Raw genomic sequence first — 18,181 nt, 5'->3', positions numbered from 1 at the left:
AGCAGGCGTGAACCGAATACAGACGGCCGCCTTCTCCCGCGAGCGCCTGCCACCCGAACCAGGCCCACCGCCAGAGGCTGCGCTCAGGACCGACGCCCAGCTCGTGTCCTCCAGTCAGGAGGACTTCGCCCTGCTGTTCGATCGATATGCCGCCGCGATCCACCGGTACGTCGCCCGTCGGCTCGGCACCACCGAAGCTGAGGACCTGGTCGGGCAGACGTTCCTGGTCGCTTTCGAACGCCGGCACAGCTACCACGAGTCCTCGGCGGGCGCGCTGCCCTGGCTCTACGGGATCGCCACCAATCTGATCCACCGACGACGGCGCGACGAGGTCCGCCAGTACCGCGCGTACTCGCGCTCGGATCCCGGTGGATCCTTCGACGGCGCGGACCTGCTCGCGGCGGAGGTTGCCGCCCGGGTCGACGCACAATCGGCCTCGCGCGCCCTGGCCGGAGTACTGGCCGGTCTGCGCCAGGCCGACCGCGACATCCTGCTGCTCTTCGCGTGGGAAGACCTCAGCTACCCGGAGATCGCCGACGCCCTCGACATCCCGATCGGGACCGTCCGGTCCCGCCTGCACCGAGCCCGTCGCGCCTTGCGCGCAGCACTCGGCCCCGACTTCCAGGAGAACCCTGATGAATGAGATCGACCTGCTCAAGCGGGTACGCGACGACGTACCCCCGCCTGACCCCATCGCACTGGCCCGCGCCCGTCAGCGTCTGCTGACACCCTCTCCCGTACGCCGCTCCGTCGGCCGGCGACGGGTGCTGGTTGCCGGCGCAGTGGCCGCGACCCTGGCGGTCGGCTTCCTGGTGAACGACGTGGTCATCAAGGACGGCGCCCCGAAGCCCGGCGCGATCGCCGACGCGAACACCTTCCTGGCCAACGCCGCCGAACTCACCAGCGCCAACCCGGACGCGCCGATCCCGCCGGGGCAGTACCGCCAGGTCACCCAGCGAAGCCAGGGGACGTGGAGATTCGGCCCGCACAACTCGTACGTCGGCACCCGCCACGACGTGAGCGAGTGGTGGATCCCAGCCGATCAGACGCCGCCGTACACCGCGATCTCGGTGCTCAGTGCGAAGAAGGAATTCTCCAGCGCAGCGGCCAAGGCGCTCTGGGCCAAGCTCGACCCCTTGAACGTGAAGCCGCAGACGATCAAGACGCCCTACGCCTGCGGGGTGGGCACGAACGGCGGATACATCCATCTCCAGAAGAAGGACGGGAAGAACTTCTGCACTCCCAGTTGGAGGATGCCTTCTGCTGATTTCGTCGCCCGTCTGCCGCGTGATCCCGACAAACTTCTGGCGGCGCTGCGCGCGGACGACCCGGGGCGACCGGCACACTGCCCGCCTGGGCATCCCGACTGTGGCATCCCGGCGGCCCGATCGGCCGAGGCGGTGGACAACCAGGCGTTCGACCGTGTCGCCACCGTCATGGCGTCCGGTATCGCACCGGCCGACCTCCGAGCCGCCCTTTACCAGGCTGCCCGCAAGATGCCCGGCATCCAGCTCCAGGCCGAGGCGGTGAACCTCGACGGGAAGACCGGACGGGCGATCGGCCGAGTGCAGTTCCTGGGCGTGCGCCAGGACCTGATCATCGACGCCGAGACCGGCCAGTTCCTCGGCCTCCGCGAAGTCGCGACCGTCACCGCACCACCGAACTTCGACGGCGATCGGCAACCGCTGGTGCGCGGCGACGTCGTCAGCTGGACCTCGATCAACACCCGCATCACCCCGAACCGCCCCGTAGTTCACTGACCCACACAGCTGACCCACACAGCTGACTCGGCAGCCTGGCTGCCGGGTCAGCTGTGCCTGGGTCAGCTGTGCCTGGGTCAGCCGCCGAACATGTCGCGGAGGGCTGCTTCCTGCTCGGTGGAGAGATTGGACTGGACGAGGCGGGCTGCCTCGTTGAGGCCGGTTGCTTCGAAGGCTTGCTGGACCTTGTCCAGAACTGCTTCGCTCGACATCAGGAACAGGGCCGAGGTGCCGGGCGTGATCTCGTCGCGGGTGGACTTGATGAAGTCGTCGTCGATGCCCACGTCGGCGAGCGATCCTGCGATGGCGCCTGACGCGGCTCCGATGGCGGCGCCGGCGAACGGCATCAGGAAGATCATCCCGAAGAGCATGCCCCAGAACATCCCACCGAGCGCACCAGCGCCGGTCAGATTGCGCAACTGCCGGGTCTTGGGCCTCTTGGCCTCCGGCTGCCACGACACGGATGCGGCGTCGTGCACCCTGATCAGTCCCTGCTTGGCCAACCCCTCCAACGTGCCGATCGCCTGGTTGGCCCCCGTCCCAGGTCGAGAACTTCCAGACGGTCAGTGTCGACATCGCGCACGGCTCCCCTCGACTGCTCGATCGTCGCCAGCCTCCCGCCGTACTGCCCCGATCGCCTCACCCCACTCGGGTGACACCTCCGCCGGTGTCGTCAGGCGAGGAGTTTGACCATCAGCAGGCACGGGTTGCCCGGCCAGAGGGCTGAGGTTTCCTCGAGCGGGAGGAAGCCGGCGGAGTGGTAGAACGCGCGGGTCCTGGCGTAGTTGGGGTCGGGGTGGCTTGGGCCCAACGTCTTCACCTGCAGGATCTGGCAGGCGTCGAGACGTAAGTCGGCAGCGAGCTTCCCGATCATGGCGCTGCCGATGCCTCGACGGTGCCACGCCGGCGAGATCGCCATCAGGTGGATCTCGGCTGCCTCGGGGAAATGCCGGTGGTGCAGCAGGATGCCGACGGTCTCGCCTCCGGCCCGGGCGATCAGGGCGGGGAGCTCGCGCGCTGCTTTCACGTAGGCATCATTTGCGTCTGCCATCCCGAACCAGGCGGGCAGTTGACTCAGGAGCCGCGCGGTAGTGCTCGCTCGTTCGTCCGCCTCCACCGCCGCCGAGATCGTCACGTCCGCCACCCTCGAAGGTTACGCTCGCGGGATGTTGGCTGAGCCGGTGCAGTTGGAGTGGGGACCCGAGACGTGGGACGCGTGGCGGCCCGACGAGATCTCCAAGCTGCTTGCGGGAGTGGACGCGCGGTGGTGTGTGGTCGGTGGTTGGGCGCTGGATCTGTTCCGCGGACACCAGACACGCGCTCATGAGGATCTGGAGATCGCGACGCCCTTATGGGATTTCGACGTACTGCGGGAGCGGCTGTCGGCGTACGAGTTCTTCGTCGCTGGACGGGAAGGGTTCTGGCCGGTCGACGGCGCCGGTGGCGCGTACTTCGAGTACCAGCAGACGATGGTGCGCGATCCGGCCACCGGGAAGTGGCGCGTCGACGTGATGCGTTGTCCGGACGACGGCGCGAACTGGATCTGCGCCCTCGACCGCGCCGTCCACAAGCCGTACGACGAGTCGATCGCCTACACCCCAGACGGCATTCCATACCTCCGGCCAGAGCTCGTCCTGCTCTTCAAGGGCTTGCAAACCCGCCCGAAGGACCAGGCCGACTTCGAAGCCACCGCACCCCAACTCGATGCCAACGCACGCAGTTGGCTCGCAGCAGCGCTGACGAAAACCAAGGGCCCCGACCATCCCTGGATCAAGTCCCTGGACTGACGCCGGTGATGGTGCCGTCGGGGGTGGTGGCGTAGAGGCCTTTGGACAGGTCTACGAGGACGAGGGGGTTGCCGAAAGGGTCTTGGACAACGGCTACTCGGCCGACGGGGATGTCCAAGGGGCCGGTCACGACGGTGCCGCCGTGTTTGGTGATGGTGGTGATGGCCGTGGGTACGTCGTCGACCAGCCAGTTGGGCTCGTAGGGACTGGTCGTGGTCAGCACCAGTTCGCTGTCACCGTCCGGGAGTTTGAGGCCGGCTTGGCCCAGGTCGTCGTTCCGCCAGAGGAGGCGGTGACCGAGGGCTTCGACGTAGAAGGCGAGGCCTTCGTCCAGGCTCGGGACCGGGACCTGTACGGCGTCGACTCGTCGCAGGAGTCCGTCATCGGGCATACCCCAGCATCCATCACGCGGCCGGAATGCTCACACAGAGGGACGTCAGAGCGCCCCGGAGATAGCCTTCTTGCGGAGGTCGGAGCGGTAGGCCTCGAGGGCGATCAGCTCGCCGAACATCTTGTTGTAGTCGTCGGCTCGGTCGATCGGGTTCGTCCGCTGCAGCTTGGACTTGAGGTCCTGGATCCGCCGCGCACACGTCAGCTCCTGCAGCCGAGCCAGCAACGCCAACGCATAAGCCTCATCCGGTTCACGACCCAGTCGCAGCGGGTCGACCGCGAGGGCGCTCACGACCGCGGCGGCAGGATCGTTGCCGATGGCATCGCGTACGGCGACCACCCACGCCTCAGCCGCCGGCGCGGCCGACGGCCCACCGGCCTTCGACATCGCCGACCGAACCGCGGCCAGCCACGGATGGGTGAAGTCGTGATCGTCCAACTCGTCGAACGCGACCCCGACCAGCGCGGGATGCTGCATCGCGATCTTCAGAACGTCCCACTCGATCACGAACCGCTGATCCCGCGGCGACGGGATGTCGACGCGAGGCGGCGGCGCCGCGACCTCAGGCTGACCCACCGGAGTACGGCGGTCCCCGACCGGCTCCGGCCCTCGCGACGCAGCGCGGTAGACCTCGGACCGGACCTGGTCGACCTCCATGCCGAGTTGCCCGGCCAGCTCGCGGGTGAACGAGTCCACCTTCGACCGGTCGCGGATGCTGACCACCAGCTTGGCGGCCTCGCGCAGCGCGTCGATTCGCGTGTCCGCGCGGTCCAGGTCGTACTTCGACAGCACGTTGGTCAGCACGAACCGGTACAGCGGCACACGCCGGCCGATCAGCTCCCGAACCGCGGCGTCACCCTTCTGCAATCGCACGTCGCACGGGTCGAGCCCGTCCGGCTCGACTGCGACATACGTCTGCGAGGCGAAAGCCTGGTCGCCCGCGAATGCCTTGAGCGCCGCTCGCTGGCCGGCCTCGTCACCGTCGAAGGTGAAGATCACCTCGCCGCGGAACTGGTCGTGATCCAGCAGCAGTTGCCGCAGCACCCGGGCGTGGTCGTCGCCGAACGACGTCCCGCAGGTCGCAACCGCCGTCTGCACCCCGGCCAGGTGACACGCCATCACGTCGGTGTAACCCTCGACGACCACGGCCTGGCGGCCCTTCGCGATCTCCCGGCGGGCGAGGTCGACGCCGTACAGGACCTTGGACTTCTTGTAGATCGGCGTCTCGGGCGTGTTCAGGTACTTCGCTTCGATCCGGTCGTCATCGAACAGGCGGCGGGCCCCGAACCCGATCACGTCGGACGACGCGTCCCGGATCGGCCACATCAGCCGGCCGCGGAACCGGTCGTACAGCCCGCGCTGGCCGTCGGCGGACAACCCAGAGGCGACCAGCTCGGCGTTGGTGAAGCCGCGGCCACGCAAGTGCGCCGTCAGCGCCTCACCGCCGCGCGGCGAGAACCCGACCCCGAAGTACACGGCCGCGTCCTTGTCGAACCCGCGCTGGTCCAGGAACTGCCGCCCGGCCGCCGCGTCGGCGGCGCCGAACAACTGCTCCACGAAGTACTCCGCGGCGACCTTGTGCGCCTCGACGAGCCGCGGCCGCTGGTTCCCCGGGCCGCGCTGCATCGGCGCGCCGGAGTCGTCGTACCGGAGCTGGATGCCGACCTTCGAGGCCAGCGTCTCGACCGCTTCGCTGAAGGTGATCTGGTCGATCTTCTGGATGAAGTCGATGACGTCGCCGCCCTCTTGGCAGCCGAAGCAGTAGAAGAACCCGCGGGCCGGGGTGACGTTGAACGACGGCGACTTCTCGTCGTGGAACGGGCACAACCCCTTCAGCGAACCACCGCCGGCGTTCTTCAAGGTCACGTACGAGCCGACGATGTCGTCGATCCGGGCGCGCTCGCGCACCAGCGCGATGTCCTCGTCCTTGATCCGGCCTGCCACCCCGTGAGTCTACGATCATCGGCAAGCACTCCCGGCCACGGGAGGACGAACTGGGGAAAAGTACGTGCGCCTTCTTGCTCTTGCCGCGGCGTTCACCGCCGTGATCCTGACCGCCGGACCCGCGATCGCGGACCAGAACCAAGATCCACCGCAGGCCCAGGCGGCCACCCGCCCGGCCCAGCCGAGACCCTTCGTCGAACTCGTCGCCCCGGGCGGCGTCGGCCGCCTCTACACCGCCGATCCGCGCGAACTCGCCGCGGCGACCGGTGCGGGGTACAAGCGCCAGCCCGGCCAGGTCGGGTTCCTCGGCAAGGTGCAGCAGACCGGTGAGACGCCGCTCTTCCGGCTCAAGCCGACGGCGACCGCGACCAAGTGGCTCTTCACCTCCTCCACGCAGGAGCGCGACGCGCTGGTCCAGCAGAAGTGGATCCTCGAAGGCACCGCCGGGTACGTCGCCCAGCAGCCCGGCCCCGGCCTGATCCAGCTCCGCCGGTTCACCAACGGCAAGGAGTGGCGCCTGGCGCCGGAGTCGAAGACCACCGAACTCCTGAACGCCGGCTACACGCTCGACGGCCCGGTCGGGTACGTCCACCAGACCTGGATCCGCGCCGGCGCCGTGTACTTCGGCATGTTCAACATCCACGGCCACGGGACGATCATCGCTCGTACCAAGGAGATCTACGGACGCGACAACGACTGGTGGGGCGGCGTCCGCGACTTCCACGACGGCACCCACTACGCCACCGACAACTGGCCCGGCGAGGACTGGTCGTACCTGAAGCCGTCCATCGGGTACTACGACGACTCGCAGCCGGCGACGCTGGAGAAGCACATCACCCAGGCGACGTCGGCCGGGCTGAGCTTCTTCAACTTCTACTGGTATTGGGACAACACCAAGCAGCAGCAGACCGTCACCGCGGCCGCGCTGGACGCGTTCCTGCAGGCCCGGAACAAGGAGAGCATCGACTTCACCGTCGGCGTCTGCGCCCACCCGTACGACACGCTGAAGATCCCGACCACGCAGTACGACGCAGTGGCCACGAACCTGATGCGCTTCCTCGGGCAGGACAACACACTGCGGACGAACGACGGCCGCAAGATCCTCAACATCTGCGACGCCCGCGGACTCGGCGACGGCAGCAACGCGCAGGTGAAGCAGTTCGTCGACGCGGTCCGGGCGAAGGCTCGCAGCCAGCTCGGCGAGGACATCTACGTGATGATCAACCAGGCCGGCTTCGACCCGAAGCAGGTGCCGGCCGCCGGCGCCGATGCGCCGTACTGCACGACCGACGGTCCGGCCGTGGAGAGCCGCTCGTACGCGACGTACCTGCAGGGTCAGCGAGCGTTCTACAACCAGGCGCCGGGTGCGTACGGCCGCTGCGTGCTGTCCGACTTCGACGAGCGGCCGCGGTACCCGATCGAGACGCCCGACGTGAACGCGATCCGGTGGATGCCGGACCAGTCGTTCGACGGCTACCGCCAGGCGGTCCGCAACGCGACTGCCGACATGGCGACCTCGACCCGGCCGTCGACTGTGGACAACTACCTGTTCCTCTACGCGTGGAACGAGTGGCACGAGGGCGGGATCATCGAGCCCAACGAACGCGACGGCTGCGCGTACCTCGACATCCTCCACACCGAGCTCCAACTCCACGGCCCGGGCTGTGTCGCTGTGCCGGAAGGAATTCCCCCGGCATAGATTGGGTGCCGTGCCACGAACCCTGCGCCCCGGTCAACGCTCCGAGCTGTACGTCGTCGACATCGCCACTGGCGATCGCCGGCTGGTCCACAGCTCATCCACCCTGCTCTTCGAAGCGCCCAACTGGACGCCCGACGGACAGCTGATCGTCAACGGCGACGGCCGGCTGTTTCGCCTCGGAACCGGCGAGCTCGAGGAGATCGAGCTCGGCGGAGTTCCGGCGATCAACAACGATCACGTGGTGAGCCCGGACGGGACGACGGTGTACGTGTCGGCCGACGACGGTCACCTGTACGCCGTACCGCTGAGCGGCGGGCCTGGACGACGGGTGACCAACGACCGCGGACCGGGCTTCCACCACTACCTGCACGGGGTGTCGCCGGACGGGAAGACGCTGGCGTACATCGGCCTGGAGCAGGTCGACGCGCGCCGGATCGCCAACGTGTGGACGATCCCGGCCGCCGGCGGGGCCGACGTTCAGGTGACGAACGACGAGCATGCCGACGACGGGTCGGAGTACAGCCCGGACGGGAAGTGGATCTACTTCAACTCTGAGCGTGCCTCAACGGAGCCGGGGCACGCACAGCTGTTCCGGATCTCGGTGAGTACGGGTGAGGTCGAGCAGTTGACGTTCGACGAGCGGGTCAACTGGTTCCCGCACCCCGCACCGGACGGGTCGGTGATCGCCTACGTCAGCTTCCCGTCCGGCACGCTGGGTCATCCCGCGGATGTGGACGACGTACGCCTTCGGTTGCTCAGCCCCGGCGGCGAGATCCGCGAGCTCGGGACGCTGTTCGGCGGCCAGGGCACGATGAACGTGCCGAGCTGGTCGCCGGACAGCCTGTCCTTCGCGTACGTCGCCTATCCGGTTTAGACCTCGGAGAGCTCCACCGAGGGGTCCGCGAGGCGGGCCGGGTCGACCTGCTTACCCGAGCGGATCAGGTCCTGGATCGCGTCGATCGTGTCCCAGTTGTTGACGTGCATGCCGGCCAGGACGTGCCGATCGTCGTCCAGCCAGAACGCGAAGTAGGCACCGGACTTCGGGTCGCCGCGCAGCACCACCTGGTACGACGTCCCGCGCGGAATCTCACCGGCGTACTCCATGCCGAGGTCGAACTGGTCGGTGAAGAAGTACGGGATCGCGTCGTGCGCGACCTCCTGGCCGAGCATCGCCTTGGCCGCCGCGACACCGCTGTCCTTCGCGTTCTGCCAATGCTCCACCCGGACCGACCGGCCGAACAGCGGGTGGTCCCAGCGCACGACATCGCCGGCGGCGTAGACGTCCGCGACCGACGTCTTCAGGTCGGAGCCGGTGACGATGCCGGAGCCGTTGTCCCGGGTCGCGACCTCGATGCCGGCCTCGGCGGCGAGCTCGGTGTTCGGCTGTACGCCGACGCCGACGACCACCAGGTCCGCCGGGATGACCTCGCCACCGGAGAGCCGTACACCGGTGACCTTGTCGGTGCCCTCGAAACCCTCGACCCCGGTGCCGAACCGGAACTGCACCCCGTGCCGGCGGTGGAACTCGGCGAACAACTCGCCGACCTCTTCACCGAGCACGGACGCCAACGCGGTCGACTGCGGCTCGACGACCGTCACCTCGGAGCCGCGCTCCCGAGCGGCCGACGCCGACTCGAGGCCGATCCAGCCCGCGCCCACCACGACCACGCGCGGCTTGGCGACGTACGCGTCGTCCAGCGCCTGCGACTCCTCGGCCGTCCGCAGATAGTGGATCCCGGCCAGGTCACCACCGGGTACGTCGAGACGCCGGACCCGGCTGCCGGTCGCGATCAGGAGCTTGCCGTAGGACACCTGCGAGCCGTCGTCCAGGCTGACGGTGTGGCCGGCGGCATCGATGCTGGTGACGGTCTTGCCGAGCCGCAGGTCGATCTTGTTGTCGTCGTACCACTGCTGGTCGTGAAGTTGCGCGACGTCTGTCTCGTCCTTGCCGAGCAGCACCCCCTTGGACAGCGGTGGTCGCTCGTACGGCAGCCGGGTCTCGCTGCCGATCAGGACGATGCCTCCGGTCCAACCGTCGTTCCGAAGCTCCTCGGCCGCGGTCGCACCCGCGAGACTCGCGCCGACGATGACAATGGGCTGCTGGTCTGCGTCACTCATACCCAGCAGATTAACCCTTCAACGACGTGTGCCAGGCAAGAGCTGACGGGTCAGTCAGCGACGCGACCTGGTCGACGATGACGCGCAGCCGCGCGCCGTCGTCCTCGGCCTCGGCGAAGTCCGCGGCGAACGCGGTGTCAAGGTGTCGCGGAGCGGATTTCCACAGGGCTTCGACGAGCTCGGTGAGCAACTCGCGCTGGGTGGCGCGCCGTGCCTGCCGCTCGGGCGAGTTGAGCACGTGGAACATGCCGACGCCCTTCAGCAGGCCGATCTCCACCCGGATGCCGTCCGGCACGACCAGATCCGCCTCGTAGCGGATCAGCCGCGAGCGGCCGAAGACCGCGTGCGTCGCCTGCTCGGCTGCCGTCGCGAAGCGGCCGATCAGCTGACTGGTCAGATCCTTCAACCCGCCGAGCGCGCGCCGGCTGTCGTCGAACGGAGCCGCCGGCCAGTAGGCCAGCGACGTCAGCCGCCGCCAACCCGCATCCAACTCCGCATCCGTTGCCTCCGGCAAATACATCTGCCGGACCGTCTCCCAGTACGGCGCCCGGTCCGCACCGACCTGCGCCAGGTCGATGTGGTGGGCAACGATCCCGTCCTCGACGTCGTGCACCGAATACGCCACGTCGTCGGCGAAGTCCATCACCTGCGCTTCCAGACACCGCTGCTCACCGACGCCCTGGCGCAACCAGGTGAAGACGGCGAGATCGTCGTCGTACACGCCGAACTTGCGCTCGCCGGCGCGGCGGGACCACGGGTACTTCGTCGCGGCGTCCAGCGTGGCGCGGCTCAGGTTCAGGCCGACGCTGCGGCCGGCCGAGTCGAACGTCTTGGACTCCAGCCGGGTCAGCAGTCGCAGTGTCTGCGCGTTCCCCTCGAAGCCGCCGATGTCGGCCGCCACCTGGTCGAGCGCGCGCTCGCCGTTGTGACCGAACGGCGGGTGGCCGAGGTCGTGCGAGAGGCACGCCGCGTCGACAATGTCCGGGTCGCAGCCGAGCGTGAGGGCCAGCTCGCGGCCGATCTGCGCGACCTCCAGACTGTGCGTCAGCCGGTTACGGACGAAGTCGTCGCTCCCAGCCGTCACCACCTGGGTCTTGGCCGCGAGCCGCCGCAGCGCCGCGCTGTGCAGCACTCGCGCACGGTCGCGAGCGAAAGCAGTCCGGCCCGGTCGTTTGACCGGCTCCGCCACCCAGCGCTCGGCGTCATGCTCGTCGTACCACTCGTGCTGCTTCCTCATCACCGCTCACAGTAGCGGCCGGCACCGACAGTTCAGGCGGAGACGCAGTACCGGAGCCAGACGATGCCGCCTTCGAAGACCTCTGTGCCGGCATGGCGTAGCGGCACCTCCTCCAACCCGCACCATCGCTGTCCGGACCCAACGACCACGGGATGGACCAGCAGCGCGATTTCATCGACGAGACCCAACTCGAGCAGTACGGCGATCAGCGTGCCACCGGAGTCGACGCGGACGGTCTTGGCGCCACGATCACCGAGGACATCGAGCACCTCGGCCAGATCGACTCGGTCGTATCCGGTGACAAGCTCGCGGATCATCGCATCTGGCGGTCGGGCTGGCGTCTGGTCGGCGTACAGGGCGAGAACGTCGGACCAGTGGCCGAGTTGCCGCAGCCCTTCCCACTCGCGGACGCGCGCTCGGCTGTCCACGACGGCGAGCAGCGGCGCGGCCGGCCGTGGACCGGGATGCGGCGCGGCGCGAACCGCGGCCTCCTGGGCCAGGATCGTGTCCGCGCCGACCAGCGTGACGTCCTCCTGCCACAACGTCGCGAGCGCATAGAACCGCGCGAGGTCGGCGTCGAATCCGGACGTCCTGCCGTCCAGCGACACCGCCACCTGAGCCACCACCTGAGGCCGCATGCTGAGAACGCTAGGAGCCGCCACCGACAACCGATGTTGCAGAGACTCCTTTGCAGAGACTACTCTGCAATCATGCGACGACGGATCGACGCCCGCAGTCTGCGCGGACTCGCCCACCCGCTGCGGATGAGCATCCTGGAGGCAATCGAGCTCGACGGCCCGGCGACCTCCACCAGCCTGGCGGCCCGGCTGGGCGAGAGCACCGGCACGATCAGCTGGCACCTGCGGCTGCTCGCCGAGCACGGCTACCTCGAGGAGGACGTCGAGCGCGGCACCAAACGCGAGCGCTGGTGGCGACTCGCGGCGCGGCAGACAGTCCTGGATCCGGGAGAGTTCCGCGACGATCCCGAAACCAGCGGCGCGTTGAAGGTCTACTTGAGCGACCTGGTCGAGCGGTACTTCGATCGCGTCCGCGCGTACGTCGACGAGAACTGGTCCGCCGAGTGGCAGCATGTGGCCGCACTGTCGGACTGGCGCGATCTGCACCTCACTCCGGCGCAGCTGCACAACCTCAACGAAGAGATCGCCGCGGTCGTCGAGCAGTACAGCAGCATGGAACCCGCAGGCGAGGACACCGAGCGGGTGATCGTGCAACTGCAGTCCTTCCCGCGCCGATCATGAGCCTGCTCCGGCGGCACCGGGACTTCCGGCTGCTCTGGACCGGCGAGACGATCAGCCGGTTCGGGTCGGCGACCTCGTCGGTGGCGCTCCCGCTGATCGCGATCTCGATGCTCCAGGCAACCACCTTCCAGGTCGGCCTGCTGACCGCGGCCGCCTGGGCGCCCTGGTTGCTGATCGGACTGCCGGCCGGAGCCTGGATCGACCGGGTGCACCGTCGCCCGGTCCTGCTGGGCTCCTCGGCCGCATCGTTCGTACTCTTCGCCGCGCTCCCCCTCGCCGCCTGGGCCGACGTACTCACGATCCAGCTGCTGCTGGCCGCCGCGATGCTGGCCGGCGCCGCCGCGGTCGTCTTCCAGACCGCGTACACCGCCTACCTGCCCACCCTCGTCGACCCGGCCGATCACGCCGAAGGCAACGCCAAACTCCACGGCAGCGAGTCTGCCGCCCAGATCGCCGGTCTGGGTTGTGGTGGCCTGGTCGTCCAACTGGCCGGCCCGGCCGACGCACTACTCGTCGACGCCGCAACGTTCCTGGTCGCTCTCATCTGCCTGGCCGCGATCGGATTCCGGGAACGCCGTACGACATCCGGCCGCCAAGCAGGTGCGATCCGGGCCGGAATCGCCTTGGTGGCAAGGGATGTCTGGCTGCGGACACTGACGATCTTCGGAGCGGTCTCGAACCTCGCCCTGATGGGCTATCAGGCCATCGTCGTCGTGTTCCTCGTCCGCGAAGCCGGCCTGACAGCAGGCACGGTCGGCGCATTGGTGGCCGCGGCAACGAGCGGAGGCGTCGCCGGCGCCTTCGCAGGCCGTCGGCTTGCCGCACGCTTCGGTACGGCGCGAGCACTGCTGATCTGTGAGCTAGGGCTACCGACCCTCGCCCTGCTCATCCCGCTGAGCGCGCTGAGCCCCTGGCTGTACCTGGCCGGCGGTTTCGGCGTCAGCCTCGGCGTCGTCGGCGGCAACGTCGTGAAGGCGACCTTCCTGCAGTCCTACTGCCCACCGGACCTGTTCGGTCGCCTGACCGCGACGAGCTCATTCGTCAACTACGGAACGATCCCGCTGGGCGCACTCCTCGGTGGGACACTCGGCCAGACGCTCGGTCTCGAGCCGGCGCTCTGGATCACGACCGCGGGAGTCCCGCTCGCGGGCCTGGTCCTGCTCTGCTCACCGATTCGCCGGCGCCGCGATCTCCCCACTCACCACGGCAGCGTCGTACCGGCGACGACGACCGATTCCAGCCGGGACCGGATGGCCTGACGAGCACGGTCGTACGCCTTGCCGTCGTCGTGCAGGATCGACGCGAAGTTGGCGGCCTCGTAGTACGCGTTCAGGTCGAAGGCCAACTGGTTGGCGTCGGCATCAATCTCGCCGCTGTCGACGGCCGCCTGGACGGTCTCCTCGATCAGCGTCATCCACTCGACATGGACGTCGATGAGCGCGTCGTGTACGGCGCCGTCGCGACCGGCGTACTCGTGCGACACCTTCTGGAAGAAGCAGCCACCCGGGAACACCCGGCTGCTCGAGTAGTCCAGCCAGGACTCGCTGATCGCCCAGACCCGCCCGAGGCCCGGCTCGACCTCGAACGCCGGCGTCACCACCTCGTCGGCGTAGATCCGGCGTGCGGCCCGGATCGTCGCGAGCTGCAACTCCTCCTTCGACCCGAAGTGCGCGAACAGGCCGCTCTTGCTGATCCCCAGCTCGGTCGCGAGCCGCCCGATCGACAGTCCCTCGAGCCCGTCGACCGAGGCGATGTCGACCGACCGGCGCAGCACCGCGCGCCGGGTCTGGTCACCTCGTACCAACCGCCCGTCGACCTTTTCCACGACTCACGATCCTAGTGCCGGTTGACGCCGCGCTTCGGACAAACTAATAATACGACCGTTCGTATAGTTTGTTGAGGAGGAGACATGAAGCAGCTGATCCGGGCCGGACTGTCGACCGTCGAGAGGTTCTCTCCCCGGTTGGCCGGGCGACTCGCGTTCGCGCTCTGGCGCCGGCCGCTGGGCCGCGGCCGGGTGCGCGAGCCCGAGCGGGCGATCCACGAGGCCGCGCGGGTCGAGGTCGTCGACGGCGTCGTCACCTACACCTGGGGTGACGGCCGCCGCCCGGTCCTGCTCGTGCACGGCTGGCGCTCACGCGCGTCGCGGTACGCCGGTTTCGTCGCCAGGTTGCTCGAACTCGGCTACAGCCCGGTCTCGTTCGACGCTCCCGGGCACGGCGACACACCCGGCCCGATCGTCTCGATCCTCGGCTACCAGCGCATCATCCGCGGGCTGGAGGAACACCACGGCCCGTTCGAGGGCGTGATCGCCCACTCCCTCGGCGTACCGTTCGCGCTCTACGCCGTCCGCGAAGGCGTCGCTGCCCGGCGACTCGTCATGATCAGCGGCGTCGCCGAGTTCGGCTACCTGGCCGACACGTTCTGCCGGGAGCTCGGCCTGGGACCGAAGACCAACAAGGCACTCCGGCGGTCGATCGAGCGCGGGTACTTCGACGGCGACGCCCGGATCTGGGACAGGTTCTCGGTGGCGACCGCCGACGCGGACCTGCTGGTGATCCACAACGACGAGGACGACGTCGTGGATCCCCAGCAGGCGCGGGTGCTGCTGCGGGCCTACGGGCCGCGAGCGCATTTCCTCGCGACGACCGGCCTCGGTCACCGCCGGATCATGACCGATCCGGAAGTGATCACCGAGGCGGTCGCCTTCCTGCAGGACGCGCGGGTGTCAGATGTCGCGGAAGGTCTCGATCTGAGCGCCTAGCGAGTTCAGCCGGGCGGCCAGTTCCTCGTAGCCGCGGTTGATCACGTAAACGCTGCGCAGGACCGACGTACCCTTCGCGGCCATCATCGCGATCAGCGTGACGACGGCCGGGCGGAGCGCCGGCGGGCACATGATCTCGGCGCCGGAGAAGTGCGTCGGCCCCTCGACCATCACCCGGTGCGGGTCGAGCAGCTTGACCCGGCCGCCGAGCTTGTTCAGGTCGGTCAGGTAGATCGCCCGGTTCTCGTAGACCCAGTCGTGGATCAGCGTCTGCCCGGTCGCCGTCGCCGCGATCACCGCGAAGAACGGCAGGTTGTCGATGTTCAGGCCCGGGAACGGCATCGGGTGGATCTTGTCGATCGGCGCGTGCAGCTTGGACGGCCGGGTGGTCAGGTCGACCAGCCGGGTCCGGCCGTTCTCGGCCAGGTACTCCGCGCTGCGGCTGTAGTCGAAGCCCATCTCCTCCAGCAGCGCCAGCTCGATCTCGAGGAACTCGATCGGCGCCCGCCGGATCGTGATCTCCGAGCCGGTCACGACCGCCGCGGTGATCAGGCTCATCGCCTCGATCGGGTCCTCCGACGGCGCGTAGTCGACGTCCACGTCGATCTCCGGCTTGCCGTGCACGGTCAGTGTGGTCGAACCGATGCCGTCGATCGTGACGCCGAGCAGGTCGAGGTAGAAGCACAGGTCCTGGACCATGTAGTTGGAGCTGGCGTTGCGGATCACGGTGACGCCGTCGTGCCGGGCGGCGGCCATGATCGCGTTCTCGGTCACGGTGTCACCGCGCTCGGTGAGCACGATCGGCTTGCCCGGCGACAGCGCCCGATTCACCACCGCGTGGTACTCACCGCCGGTCGCCTTCACCTCCAGCCCGAACGGCCGCAGCGCCGCCATGTGCGGCTCGACGGTCCGCGTGCCGAGGTCGCAGCCACCGGCGTACGGCAACTGGAAGGTGTCCTCGCGGTGCAGCAACGGGCCGAGGAACATGATGATCGAGCGGGTACGACGGGCCGCCTCGGCGTCCATGCTGCCCAGGTCGAGGTGGGCCGGCGGGACGATCTCCAGGTCGCCGGCGTCGTTCAGCCAGGTGGTCCGGACACCGATCGAGTTCAGTACCTCGAGCAGCCGGTTGACCTCTTCGATTCGGGCGACCTTGCGCAGTGTGGTGCGGCCCTTGTTCAGCAGGCTGGCGCACAGGAGCGCGACGCCGGCGTTCTTGCTGGACTTGACGTCGATCGACCCGGAAAGCTGCCGGCCACCGGCGACGCGGAGGTGGACCGGACCGCCACCGAGAGAGACAATTTCGGAATCGAGGGCCTCGCCGATCCGGGCGAGCATCTCGAGGGTGAGGTTCTGATGACCCTTTTCGATCCTGTTCACCGCACTCTGGCTGGTGTTCAGTACTTCCGCCAGTTGCGTCTGTGTCCAGCCGCGATGCTTGCGGGCGTCCCGGATGAGATTTCCGATCCGGCTCAGGTAGTCATCGGTCATGCGCCGGACCTTATCTCACATGTGAGATACCTCTGCATCGACCCGCCGGTGCCAGCGTAGCCAATGTCACGCCGGTGCCGGCACCGGCCCCCGGACGGGCCCCTCACCGTCCGTCGAAACCACCGCCGCCTAGAGTTACCCCCAACTCCCGCCGCCACCCGGAGAGGACCAGCAGATGGCAGATGACACCTCCGCCGCGGTGGTGAACGAGTTCGAGGCGGAGTCGTGGCCGCTCGATGCGGCTGCGGACAGCCTGCATCAGGTGATCGACGGGTTCCAGAACGGCGACACCCGTCCGCTGGTGATCGGCGACGGCGACCAGCCGGTGCTGGTGGTGCTCGCGATCGCCGACCTGGCCGACTTCCGCGCCCGGGTCGCGGAGCTGCTCGCCAACCCGGTCGACGCCGGCTGGCTGCGGTACTACCTGCGTTCGAACTTCGACATGAGCTCGGAGCGGCTGGTCGAGTTGCTCGGGGTCGACGCCGACCACGGGTTGTCGTCCCTGGCCAGCCAGGTGAACGTCGAGCAGGCCGCCGTGCTGATGCCGGACCATCTGCGCCGGACCGAAGCCGGTGCGAACCCGCTGATGCTGATCGGCGACGGGATGATGGCGACTGCGGCGCTGGTCGCGTTCCCGGCGTTCCAGGTGCTGCTCGCGCTCGAGGGCGGGAAGGTCGAGGACGACTCCTGCGCGCATGACGACGAGGAGAAGCCGACCACGCCGCTGGAGGTGCTGGCCGAGCGGCTCGGACCGGTGTCGACTCAACTGGTCGCCCAGATCAACTCCGGCCGAGAGCCCGGGCTGCCGCGATACGAGCTGCACTTCGAGGACGACCTGCTCGAGCACCTGCGTGACCTGGAGGCGCGAGCGCAGAAGGCTCCCGGCGGCGGTGCGTACGACGAGCTGAACACGCTGCTGCACCAGTTCGACGAGATGCGCAGCGGGCTGACCATGGTCGAGGATGAAGGCGAGGAGCTGGACGAGGCGCCGTACCTGGAGGCGACCGACCTCAAGGCGGCGTTCGCGGACCTGCGGGACAACTTCCGCGGGGGCTCCGACGATCCGTACCTGATCGGTCTCGACGGGCGCCCGCTAGCCGGGCTGATCACCTACGACCTGTACGAAGAGCTGCAGAAGGTCTCGGTCGAGCTGGACGGGACGGATGAGGCGCCGGTGCTCCCGCTCCCCCAGCCGCGCTGGGAGAACGGGCCCCCGCTGCTGCCGTTCGAGGCCGCGCTCGAGGTCTGCGACGCGGTGATCGAGGACATCGCCAACGGCGAGGCGTCAATGGTGTTCGTGGCCGACGAGGACGGCGAGCCCGAACTGGTGCTCGCCCCGCTGGTCTGGCTCTGGGCGTACGTCGACCACCTGGACCTCGAAGGCGCGGACGTTTAGCTGAGCGGGAACAGGGGCTGCCACTCGGCGAGGGTGGCGATCTCGTAGACGTTCGCCGGGGTGTAGGGGTCCTTGGCGAGGATCTCGCGAAGCTCGGTCTCGTCGGCGACGTCGTACACGAGCAACGCGCCGGTCTGGTCGGCGAACGGTCCGGCGGCGACCAGCTTGCCTGCTGCCTTCAGCTCGGTGAGGTAATCGCGATGGGCCGGACGGACGTCCATCCGGCGGTCGGTCTCGGCAAGGTCGAAGCGCAGCTGCACGACATATTGGGCCATGGCAGAAACCCTACCTGGCCTGCTGTGCAACGGATTTGGTGCGGGAAGGGAGTCACGAGC

19 protein-coding genes are annotated in these 18,181 nt (G+C 68.4%); 9 read left to right on the top strand and 10 right to left on the bottom strand.

Translation table 11 applies throughout. The features are described from left to right. The first annotated feature begins 7 nt into the window (after nt 1-7). Together E0H73_RS01575 and E0H73_RS01570 are read left to right on the top strand one after the other, a co-directional pair. Complete coding sequence (locus E0H73_RS01575) at nt 8-643, top strand: RNA polymerase sigma factor (protein ID WP_131350225.1); 636 nt, start codon at nt 8-10, stop codon at nt 641-643. Then, complete coding sequence (locus E0H73_RS01570; RefSeq protein ID WP_131350223.1) at nt 636-1,760, top strand: CU044_5270 family protein; 1,125 nt, start codon at nt 636-638, stop codon at nt 1,758-1,760. The genes E0H73_RS01575 and E0H73_RS01570 overlap by 8 nt, the downstream gene beginning before the upstream one ends. A gap of 77 nt (nt 1,761-1,837) precedes the next feature. On the opposite strand, the gene E0H73_RS01565 is transcribed toward E0H73_RS01570, so the two are convergent. Together E0H73_RS01565 and E0H73_RS01560 are read right to left on the bottom strand one after the other, a co-directional pair. After that, nucleotides 1,838-2,263, bottom strand: a complete 426-nt coding sequence (locus E0H73_RS01565; RefSeq protein ID WP_238163750.1) for a DUF1269 domain-containing protein — start codon at nt 2,261-2,263, stop codon at nt 1,838-1,840. A 170-nt stretch (nt 2,264-2,433) separates the two neighbouring features. Then, entirely contained in the window at nt 2,434-2,904 is a 471-nt protein-coding gene (locus E0H73_RS01560) for a GNAT family N-acetyltransferase (RefSeq protein WP_238163749.1), read from the bottom strand. Between the two features lie 22 nt (nt 2,905-2,926). Between E0H73_RS01560 and E0H73_RS01555 the strand changes: the two genes are divergently transcribed. Then, complete coding sequence (locus E0H73_RS01555) at nt 2,927-3,547, top strand: nucleotidyltransferase domain-containing protein (protein ID WP_131350221.1); 621 nt, start codon at nt 2,927-2,929, stop codon at nt 3,545-3,547. Here the strand turns inward: E0H73_RS01555 and E0H73_RS01550 are convergent. After that, a complete protein-coding gene (locus E0H73_RS01550; RefSeq protein WP_131350219.1) occupies nt 3,531-3,938 on the bottom strand; it encodes a VOC family protein in 408 nt (135 codons plus the stop codon). The genes E0H73_RS01555 and E0H73_RS01550 overlap by 17 nt on opposite strands. 45 nt (nt 3,939-3,983) lie before the next feature. Beyond that, entirely contained in the window at nt 3,984-5,882 is a 1,899-nt protein-coding gene (gene dnaG, locus E0H73_RS01545; protein ID WP_131350217.1) for a DNA primase, read from the bottom strand. 64 nt (nt 5,883-5,946) lie between these two features. Here dnaG and E0H73_RS01540 point away from each other — a divergent pair, with 64 nt between their 5' ends. Together E0H73_RS01540 and E0H73_RS01535 are read left to right on the top strand one after the other, a co-directional pair. Beyond that, nucleotides 5,947-7,581 (top strand): glycoside hydrolase family 99-like domain-containing protein, encoded by a 1,635-nt coding sequence (locus E0H73_RS01540; RefSeq protein WP_131350215.1) that lies wholly within the window; start codon nt 5,947-5,949, stop codon nt 7,579-7,581. A 10-nt stretch (nt 7,582-7,591) separates the two neighbouring features. Next, nucleotides 7,592-8,455 (top strand): TolB family protein, encoded by an 864-nt coding sequence (locus E0H73_RS01535; protein ID WP_131350212.1) that lies wholly within the window; start codon nt 7,592-7,594, stop codon nt 8,453-8,455. On the opposite strand, the gene E0H73_RS01530 is transcribed toward E0H73_RS01535, so the two are convergent. The 3 genes from E0H73_RS01530 to E0H73_RS01520 are packed head-to-tail and all read right to left on the bottom strand — an operon-like array spanning nt 8,452 to nt 11,574. Then, nucleotides 8,452-9,699 carry an NAD(P)/FAD-dependent oxidoreductase gene (locus E0H73_RS01530; RefSeq protein WP_131350210.1) on the bottom strand — a complete coding sequence of 416 codons (1,248 nt, stop codon included), beginning with the start codon at nt 9,697-9,699 and terminating at the stop codon, nt 8,452-8,454. The two genes, E0H73_RS01535 and E0H73_RS01530, sit on opposite strands and share 4 nt — an antisense overlap. A gap of 10 nt (nt 9,700-9,709) precedes the next feature. Further along, nucleotides 9,710-10,936, bottom strand: coding sequence for a deoxyguanosinetriphosphate triphosphohydrolase (locus E0H73_RS01525; RefSeq protein WP_131350208.1), 1,227 nt, complete (start codon nt 10,934-10,936; stop codon nt 9,710-9,712). 32 nt (nt 10,937-10,968) lie between these two features. Next, a complete protein-coding gene (locus tag E0H73_RS01520) occupies nt 10,969-11,574 on the bottom strand; it encodes a RibD family protein (protein WP_131350206.1) in 606 nt (201 codons plus the stop codon). Nucleotides 11,575-11,646: 72 nt separating this feature from the next. Here E0H73_RS01520 and E0H73_RS01515 point away from each other — a divergent pair, with 72 nt between their 5' ends. Continuing rightward, on the top strand, nt 11,647-12,195 hold the full coding sequence (locus tag E0H73_RS01515) for a winged helix-turn-helix domain-containing protein (protein WP_238163748.1): 549 nt from the start codon (nt 11,647-11,649) through the stop codon (nt 12,193-12,195). Continuing rightward, complete coding sequence (locus E0H73_RS01510; protein WP_131350202.1) at nt 12,192-13,454, top strand: MFS transporter; 1,263 nt, start codon at nt 12,192-12,194, stop codon at nt 13,452-13,454. The genes E0H73_RS01515 and E0H73_RS01510 overlap by 4 nt, the downstream gene beginning before the upstream one ends. Here E0H73_RS01510 and E0H73_RS01505 read toward each other — a convergent pair. Continuing rightward, on the bottom strand, nt 13,394-14,020 hold the full coding sequence (locus E0H73_RS01505) for a TetR/AcrR family transcriptional regulator (RefSeq protein ID WP_131350200.1): 627 nt from the start codon (nt 14,018-14,020) through the stop codon (nt 13,394-13,396). The two genes, E0H73_RS01510 and E0H73_RS01505, sit on opposite strands and share 61 nt — an antisense overlap. Before the next feature lie 84 nt (nt 14,021-14,104). On the opposite strand from E0H73_RS01505, the gene E0H73_RS01500 reads away from it, so the two are divergent. Further along, the gene (locus E0H73_RS01500) at nt 14,105-14,959 is read left to right on the top strand and encodes an alpha/beta hydrolase (RefSeq protein WP_131350198.1); all 855 of its coding nucleotides are present in this window, start codon (nt 14,105-14,107) and stop codon (nt 14,957-14,959) included. Here the strand turns inward: E0H73_RS01500 and E0H73_RS01495 are convergent. Beyond that, on the bottom strand, nt 14,924-16,450 hold the full coding sequence (locus tag E0H73_RS01495; protein ID WP_131350196.1) for a helix-turn-helix domain-containing protein: 1,527 nt from the start codon (nt 16,448-16,450) through the stop codon (nt 14,924-14,926). The genes E0H73_RS01500 and E0H73_RS01495 overlap by 36 nt on opposite strands. Nucleotides 16,451-16,625: 175 nt before the next feature. On the opposite strand from E0H73_RS01495, the gene E0H73_RS01490 reads away from it, so the two are divergent. After that, nucleotides 16,626-17,846: a type II toxin-antitoxin system Phd/YefM family antitoxin gene (locus E0H73_RS01490; protein ID WP_131350194.1), complete on the top strand. Its 1,221-nt coding sequence runs from the start codon at nt 16,626-16,628 to the stop codon at nt 17,844-17,846. On the opposite strand, the gene E0H73_RS01485 is transcribed toward E0H73_RS01490, so the two are convergent. Further along, nucleotides 17,843-18,121 carry a YciI family protein gene (locus tag E0H73_RS01485; protein ID WP_131350192.1) on the bottom strand — a complete coding sequence of 93 codons (279 nt, stop codon included), beginning with the start codon at nt 18,119-18,121 and terminating at the stop codon, nt 17,843-17,845. The genes E0H73_RS01490 and E0H73_RS01485 overlap by 4 nt on opposite strands. Between the last annotated feature and the right edge of the window lie 60 nt (nt 18,122-18,181).

Source organism: Kribbella pittospori (assembly GCF_004331465.1).
GTDB classification, from domain to species: Bacteria; Actinomycetota; Actinomycetes; order Propionibacteriales; family Kribbellaceae; genus Kribbella; species Kribbella pittospori.
The sequence above is the reverse complement of the archived record's forward strand: the minus strand, read 5'-3'. Positions and strand labels throughout refer to the sequence as shown.